The sequence below is a fragment of the Mycobacterium sp. genome (assembly GCF_052145595.1).
Classification (GTDB): domain Bacteria; phylum Actinomycetota; class Actinomycetes; order Mycobacteriales; family Mycobacteriaceae; genus Mycobacterium.
On the sequence record NZ_JBKQOI010000119.1, the window covers coordinates 1 to 5,644 of the forward strand.

The 5,644-nt window shown below is 63.9% G+C and carries 6 protein-coding genes; 3 read left to right on the forward strand and 3 right to left on the reverse strand.

The genetic code is table 11. From position 1 onward, the window contains the following. Nucleotides 1-538: 538 nt before the first annotated feature. Entirely contained in the window at nucleotides 539-838 is a 300-nt protein-coding gene (locus tag ACLP4W_RS10455; protein ID WP_442386060.1) for a hypothetical protein, read from the forward strand. 467 nt (nucleotides 839-1,305) lie between these two features. Continuing rightward, a complete protein-coding gene (locus tag ACLP4W_RS10460) occupies nucleotides 1,306-1,443 on the forward strand; it encodes a hypothetical protein (RefSeq protein ID WP_442386061.1) in 138 nt (45 codons plus the stop codon). Nucleotides 1,444-1,662: 219 nt separating this feature from the next. On the opposite strand, the gene ACLP4W_RS10465 is transcribed toward ACLP4W_RS10460, so the two are convergent. From ACLP4W_RS10465 to ACLP4W_RS10475, 3 genes are all read right to left on the reverse strand, one after another. Then, complete coding sequence (locus ACLP4W_RS10465; RefSeq protein WP_442386062.1) at nucleotides 1,663-2,283, reverse strand: hypothetical protein; 621 nt, start codon at nucleotides 2,281-2,283, stop codon at nucleotides 1,663-1,665. 226 nt (nucleotides 2,284-2,509) lie between these two features. Further along, complete coding sequence (locus ACLP4W_RS10470; RefSeq protein WP_442386065.1) at nucleotides 2,510-3,508, reverse strand: phosphotransferase family protein; 999 nt, start codon at nucleotides 3,506-3,508, stop codon at nucleotides 2,510-2,512. Nucleotides 3,509-3,598: 90 nt separating this feature from the next. Further along, nucleotides 3,599-3,946, reverse strand: coding sequence for a nuclear transport factor 2 family protein (locus tag ACLP4W_RS10475; protein WP_442386063.1), 348 nt, complete (start codon nucleotides 3,944-3,946; stop codon nucleotides 3,599-3,601). A gap of 135 nt (nucleotides 3,947-4,081) precedes the next feature. Between ACLP4W_RS10475 and ACLP4W_RS10480 the strand changes: the two genes are divergently transcribed. After that, nucleotides 4,082-5,023 (forward strand): class I SAM-dependent methyltransferase, encoded by a 942-nt coding sequence (locus ACLP4W_RS10480; protein ID WP_442386064.1) that lies wholly within the window; start codon nucleotides 4,082-4,084, stop codon nucleotides 5,021-5,023. The last annotated feature ends 621 nt before the right edge of the window (nucleotides 5,024-5,644 follow it).

A 5,644-nucleotide genomic window follows, 5' to 3' on the forward strand; every position in this document is an offset into this window, starting at 1 on the left:
CAGAAGGTTGGGGGTTCGAATCCCTTCGGGCGCGCTTCGGGCGCGCTTCGGGCGCGCTCACTACCGGCAACAATGCTGGCGTCGACGCCGGTGACGCGAAATCCGCTACTTCCTGATACTTTCAACCGCCGCTGCAGTTACCCGCGGGGAGGGTTTTTATTGCTGGCGTAGCCAGGACACAACGGAGCTTTGTGACCCCACAACATCACGACCTCTAACGAATGCCGGTTGGGCGGCGAACCATCAAAAGCATGATATGGACGTTGCTCTCAATCTTGGTCATGGCTCCCCTCGGTGCTCTTGCCTTTGACAGGCCCCTCTTCGGCAACTGGATCTGGCACATCGACCCTGAGGGGCCGAGGGAATACGAGTGAGCATTCCCGCGATTCGCTGCGCGAGATCACCGATGCCGAGCTGGTGCGCGGGCGGCGCTGGGCGGTCAGCGAGCGAAATAATACGACCGTTGGATAGCTGCATGCAGGTCAGGCCATGACGCCTTCAACCCGGGATGCCACGCATGACCGAGAGGAAACTGAAAATGGCACTACTGCCAAACGATTCCATCTGGCCCGATGACACCCGTCGCGCCGCCGTCACACTCGCATTTGCTTCGGCCACCAACAGCGACATGCAGTTCCACGACGTGATCGACTCGATCAAGGACGCGCTGAACAGCGGACGGCCCATGCAGTTCGTGATGGAGTTGATCCGGCTGCTCACCGGCGGATTGGGGGAGCAGTTCAAGAACCCTGACACCGCCGCGGCTTACCGGCAGATGGCGGCGGAAGCCCAGGCGTACGAGGACGATATGCGTGCGCGCGGAGGATGGAGGGAATGATCACCCACAACAACGTCCCTGCACTTACCAGTTCCCTCCAAGCACGCCGACCCAGCGGTGCGCCCCCTTCGGCGTGGGAAAGTGCCGGACGAATAACGCTGATGTAATTTAAATTCATGTCGGCCAAGGTTGGACGATTCCCCCGCTCCGATCGATGGAGGACGCCAATGCCGGAGTACAGACGTGAAACCGAAAGATGCCGGAAGTGCCGTGGGCTGGCCGACGCCTTGGTCGAGTACCAGTACTCCTCGCACGGTTATTGCTGGAGGGTCATTCACCGGATCCGCTGTCGGCACGGCTGCATGGGTCTCGTCGTGGACGGACCCGGCGCGCGTAGCTAGCTACCTCCACTCCTGCAACGAAAGCGGTTGCGGAGGTCGTGAGCGATCTTCTGGAATCTAGTTGTAGCCGAACCGTTCAGACGGAGTTTCTTGTGGCTGCGGGAATTCGGCGTTAACCTGCGGGCCATGATCACGTTCAGCAATGCGGAAATAGCGGCGGAGCCGCAAGCGATCCACGGTGGCGGCGGCGGCGGTCGCGGTGGCGGCGGCGGTGGTCGCGGCGGGGGCGGCGGTGGTCGCGGCGGGGGCGGCGGCGGCCGGTAAGCCGTCTTACCTCGTGCCTCGGGCGGGCGGCTCAGCGCCCGCGGTGCTTATCGCGCGTGGGGTACGTGCGCGGTAAAGCGGGCCCATCCGTCAGCCGGTTCGGCCTAGCACCTGCGCGCTCTCGTTGCTGTGCCGCACGGACGGAGCGATCCCAGATCGTCGTCGCCGCGGTTACCGGCGCGCCACAACGACTCTCACCGTGGGTTGATGCGAAGCCGCTCACACTGGTGTCCAGTCGTCCCAGGACTCGGCGAAGTCGAGGGTCACGTCTGGGATCGGGGCGGTGCTGATGATCTCGCGGAAGTGGTCTTGCCAGCCCCACCAAAGGCAGATGTTGAAGACGTACTGGTACCAGCTGAGCTGGTAGCTGTCGGGTATGGTTTCGCCCTTGTTCTCCGGCGCAAACACGGCGATTGCCAATAGACCGATCACCGTGGAGGCGGGAAGCTGGATCTTCCCATTCCGCCATAAGTGCACACCCGCGGGGCGAGGTCCGAGGGGTGTTAGTTCGAATCCTTCGGGCAGCTCGTCGTTGTGGCCGTGGCTCCATCGGTGAATGCCGTATAGGACATCGGCGATGTCGGGACGGCTATCGGGCAGATCAGACTTCACCGCCACGGGGAAGCGGCTCTGATCAAAGTCGATGCCGGGTGCCGCCATCACGCGGAAGATGTCCAGCGATTCTCGGATGGTGCGCTTGAACCGACTGGTGACCCCCAGCTGCGGATACCGCTTCTTCGCGGTTCCATCGACGGCGTTGCAAGCGTGAACCATGGCCGCGTCCCACTCCCGGTGTTCCCAGTGGTCGAGTGCGCGCCTGACCGAATCCCCAACGTCCACGGATGGAAGGTTATCCGCCTGTGCGCGAATCCGGCTCGGTATCGCGCAGGCGGCCCGCGATGTGTCGCACTGAGAGTTGTGGGCGTGGTTCGAACGGCCGACGCGGTGGGATGGTCACGGTTTGAGTGACCGTGCTGGTTTCGGTGCTCGGCGAAACGGTGACAGTAGTCGGTGGGTAATTCTTACCGCGCCAGTGGCGCCAGCATGAACCGCGATTCGAGGCCGCTCAGGCCTCATTATCGATAAGCCTGACGGCCCGCTCGAACAGGTGCACCGTGGCCGCGTGGAGTTGGTCGCCGACCTCTTTCTCGGCCTTGCCCGCACAGGCCCGGGCCAGCGTGCCCTCGATCACGATGCCGAGTTTGAAGCACGCCAGCACCGTGTACCAGGTGATATGTGACAGGTCGCGGTTGGTGTTGGCGGTATAACGCTGGAATAGGTCGTCGGTGCTGGCCAGCCCGTCCTGGCCGCCTAGGGCGTGGCTGAACACGCTTGCCCCGTCTTGTTGGCGCCAGGTGGCCAGCAGCCAGCCCAGATCCAGCAGTGGGTCACCGATCGTGCACATTTCCCAGTCGACAATCGCGACCACCTCGGGCCCGGTGCGGGAAAACATCACGTTGGCGGCGTGGTAGTCGCCGTGCATGATCCCGGGTGTCCAAGTCGTCGGCCGGCGGAGCTCCAACCAGGCCGCAACCTGCTCCACCCCGGGAATCTGTGGCCCCGGATAATTCTCGTACTCCCGATAGGACTCCAGCTCGGAAAGCCAGCGCGGCACTTGACGTTCCAGGAAGCCGGCCGGTTTGCCGAAATCGGCAAGGCCGACTGCGACATGATCGACGGCACCCAGCTTCGCCAGCGCATCGGCCATCGACAGCCCCATCTGGAACCGCACACCGGCATCGCCCGCGTGTAACGGCGGCAGCCCCTCGCCCGCGTTGAATCCGTCGACCGGCTCCATCAGGTAGAAGACGGCGTCGCCGAGTACGCCGGGGTCGTCGCAGGTGGCGATCAGGTGCGGGTGCGGCACGTCGCAGCCGGCCAGCGCGGCAAGGACTTTGGTTTCCCGCAGGATCACGGTGTTGCTGAGCGGACGCAGATGCCGCGGTCCGCGTCGCAGCACGTATGGCCGTCCGGAGCGGGTGAATCGCAGCATGACGTTCTGCGTTCCGCCGGTGATGTCAGACACGTCGTCCAGCGGGCCCTCGCCCAGTCCTTGCTGCGACATCCATTCCGCTACGGCTTTCAGATCCACCTTCTGATCCAGCTGGTCCACGTGGCAAAACCTACTCCGCGGGCGTGCCGGGCCGCCCGGATGTCAGCCCTTGCGGTTCGGGGTGTACCGGACGGTCTGGGCCCAGATCATGCCGTCACGGAAAACGAAGGTGTCGACACCGTCGTCGACCCGGTTGACCGCCGAATCGGCGGACCACTCGAGGAACAGCACATCGCCTTCGAAGATCTGGTTTTTCAGGTCCCATGTCGCGTTGGGCAGATCGTTGAGCAGCTTGGCGAAGACCTTGCGTATGCCGTCCTTGCCGCGCGCGACGCCGACCGGAGTGATCAGCACGGAATCCTCGGCGTAGTCGACGACGATCTCATCCAGGTCGGCGGCGGCCAGCGCCTCCCCGTGGTGGGCGAATACTTCCCGCGGCGTACGCGTCATCCCGGCACTCCTCTGCAACCCTGTGGCCGTCTGGGAAAAAGCGTAGGTCAACGGCGGCGGGCGGCCGGGGCCGTCTGAGCCTGGAACAATAGTGTGCGGAACTAACTGACTTTCGGGTTTGGAAGGGAAATGGCGATGCCGCGTACCGACAACGATTCCTGGGACATCACCCAAAGCGTGGGGGCCACCGCACTGGGTGTCGCCGCGGCGCGTGCGGCCGAGACCGAGAGCGAAAACCCGCTCATCAATGACCCGTTCGCGCGCGTGTTCGTCAACGCTGCGGGCGAGGGGATGTGGAGCATCTACGCGGATCCCAAACTGCTGACCAAGGCGCTCGAGCTAGAACCGGAGGTGCGGACGCGGATACAGCTGATGACCGACTTCATGGCAACGCGGACAGCGTTCTTCGATGAGTTCTTTCTCGGCGCCGCTGATTCGGGTGTTCGGCAGGTGGTAATCCTGGCTGCCGGCCTGGACGCACGCGCCTGGCGGCTACCGTGGCCCGACGGCACGACCGTGTACGAGCTGGACCAGCCCAAGGTGCTGGACTTCAAGTCCAACACGCTGCGCGAGCACGGCGCGCGTCCGACGGCACGACTGGTGAACGTGCCAATAGACCTGCGTCGGGATTGGCCCAAGGCGCTGCAGGAGGCCGGATTTGACGCGTCCCGGCCTTGCGCGTGGTCGGCTGAGGGACTTGTCCGTTACCTGCCGGCGCAGGCCCAGGACCTGTTGTTCGAGCGCGTACATTCCCTCAGCGCGCAGGGGAGTTGGCTGGCTTCCAACGTGCCCGGCGCGGGCTTCACCGACCCCGAGCTGGTACGGCGTCAGCGCGAGGATATGCAGCGCATGCGGGCCGCGGCCGCCAGGCTGGTCGACACCGAGATAACGGATTTTGACGACCTCTGGTACCCGGAGGAGCGCACACCCGTCGACGGCTGGCTGCGTGAGCACGGCTGGGATGTGTCGACGGTAACCTTTTCGGAGCTGATGGCCCGCTATGGCCGCAGCGTTCCGCAGGGTGCCGAGGACGCAATGCCAACCCTCTACGTGTCCGCGCAGCGACGAACTGACTGACGGGACCCGCCGTACAGGCCGGCTCTGGGATCGTCATTGCCCATGCGGGCCGGTAAGCGAACTTCACTATAAGCGATACTGAGAATTCGGGCAAACCGCTGTGGCGCAACGAATCCCGCCTTCCACAAGCGGTTTTGCCAGGGCCTGCCCGCCACCCCGCAAATCTGTACACCATTGCGACACCAGCGTCGTTGTGAAACCGTTATGTCAGAGCGTGTTTCAGATGTTTCACGGGGAGAACGAAAGGGAACCAGTGGGGCATGAAACGTATTCTTCGCTCCGCCGCAACAACATTGGTACTTGGGGCCGGTCTCGGGCTCGCTGGTTAAGGGGCGGCCGCCGTTGCCGAAGCCCAACCAGTGCCCGCACCTTTCCCGGATTACCACTGGTGTCCCGGACAATGGTGGGATCCAGGTTGGGGGAACAACTGGGACCACGGCCGCTGCCACGACGACCACTGGTACGACGGCGACCCCCGCGACCAAGGTCACTGGCACGGCTTCTAGGTCGTACTCGGGCTTTGCCCCACGGTCGTGGGATTGATCCCGATCGACCCTTGTCCGTCACCGTTGACGTGGGCGGCGCCCAGGCGCCCGCCACGGCCACATCTATTGCGTGATG

Bases quoted from the DNA above. Each gene is read 5' to 3' on its own strand.
- ACLP4W_RS10455 (WP_442386060.1), top strand. From the start codon at position 539: ATGGCACTACTGCCAAACGATTCCATCTGGCCCGATGACACCCGTCGC.
- ACLP4W_RS10470 (WP_442386065.1), bottom strand. From the start codon at position 3,508: ATGTCGCAGCAAGGACTGGGCGAGGGCCCGCTGGACGACGTGTCTGAC.
- ACLP4W_RS10475 (WP_442386063.1), bottom strand. From the start codon at position 3,946: ATGACGCGTACGCCGCGGGAAGTATTCGCCCACCACGGGGAGGCGCTG.
- ACLP4W_RS10460 (WP_442386061.1), top strand. From the start codon at position 1,306: ATGATCACGTTCAGCAATGCGGAAATAGCGGCGGAGCCGCAAGCGATC.
- ACLP4W_RS10480 (WP_442386064.1), top strand. From the start codon at position 4,082: ATGCCGCGTACCGACAACGATTCCTGGGACATCACCCAAAGCGTGGGG.